We start from the raw sequence: 1,463 nt of genomic DNA on the forward strand, positions 1-1,463 counted from the left end.
TGAAGTGAACCCTATAAGTTGGACACTTTAATTTAGGCAACTTTTTCTAAGGCAAGATTCCGATATTCAATCGGCGTCTTGCCTTTTAGTTTGTGCCTTATGCGACATTGATTGTAATATTCAATCCACTCCTTCATTGCTCTAATCAATTCCTGTTTGGTTTGATAATGATGATCATAATACAATTCAGCTTTCATGGTATGAAAGAAACTCTCCATTGATGCATTGTCTAAACAGGTTGCTCGCCGTGACATGCTTTGAAAAATACGATGCTTCTTTAGTGTTTGGCGCCATGTATTGGTTTGATATTGGATGCCTTGGTCACTATGGACAGTCATGCGATAGTTTAGTACAGGGCGCTTATTAATTAATTCGATTAATGGTTTCATCACAAAATCAGTCGTCGGGTGATCGCTAATATTATAACTAACGATCTCGCCAGAACACAGGTCTTTAATTGGTGAAAGATAAATCTTTTCATCCTGACTCATATTGCCATAGCGATACTCACTCACATCAGTTACCATTTTCTGATAAGGACGATTCGTGTTAAACCGACGGTTTAACCGATTCTTGGCCTTTTTACCTTGAGGACCAATTGACGAATTGTATTTCCGGGTCTGTCGATTATACATTAACGACGATAGCCCATTTTCACGCATCAGACGGCTAACTCGTTTATGGTTAGCTTTGATTCCACGGCGATGTAGCTCATCGGTTACTGGACGATATCCATAGCCAGGGTTCTGCTTTTTGATGTCTTTAATGACTTTAAGTAATTCTTGATTATCTTTGGCTTGATGTCGATGTGCTTGGTAATAGAACGTACTTCGCTTAATGGTGGCGTATGGCAAAATTTCCGTTAAGCTAAATCTGAATTCATGCCTTAGTTCTTGAATGATTTGATATTCTTCTTTGACTGTCCGCGAAGTTGAACTAAGGCCTCGAGTTTTTTTAGATATTCGTTCTCCACTTTTAAAGTTCGATTTTCAGCTTTTAAGCGTTCTAATTCTGATAACTGTTTCCTAGCTTGGCGATTATGGTTAGTTGTCATGTGTTTTGCCCGTCCTCTCCTGGTAAACAAGGCCTCAATACCACCTTCTTTAACCTTTCTTTGCCAATTAGCAATTGTCCCAAAATTACTAATATCAAATTGGAGTGCTGTTTGTGAATATGAAGCTTTGTTTTGTTTTTTCCAGTTTAAGACTTTCAGTTTAAAATCGCCATCATAATCATATTTTGATGAACGAATTTCCAGACCTTGAACCCCATATTTTTGATAACGAGCAACCCATGTCTGTACGGACATATGCCCTTTAATCCCTAATCTTCGAGCGGCAGTCCGTGAACCAATTCCAGCTAAATACATTTGAACAGCTTTAAGCTTAACTTCAAGACTAAATTTAGTCATAGTAAACCCCCATAGTTAGAATTTTTCGTCCAACTATGGGGGTTCACTTCAA

General features: G+C 38.3%; 2 protein-coding genes. Both read right to left on the reverse strand.

The window, feature by feature from the left end:
• Positions 1-32: 32 nt before the first annotated feature.
• A complete protein-coding gene (locus H5975_RS08065) occupies positions 33-962 on the reverse strand; it encodes an IS3 family transposase (protein WP_204785610.1) in 930 nt (309 codons plus the stop codon).
• The gene (locus H5975_RS08070) at positions 887-1,411 is read right to left on the reverse strand and encodes a helix-turn-helix domain-containing protein (protein ID WP_204785609.1); all 525 of its coding nucleotides are present in this window, start codon (positions 1,409-1,411) and stop codon (positions 887-889) included. Before H5975_RS08070 ends, H5975_RS08065 begins: the two co-directional genes overlap by 76 nt.
• Positions 1,412-1,463: the final 52 nt, after the last annotated feature.

This window comes from Limosilactobacillus coleohominis (assembly GCF_016901675.1).
Lineage (GTDB): Bacteria > Bacillota > Bacilli > Lactobacillales > Lactobacillaceae > Limosilactobacillus > Limosilactobacillus intestinavium.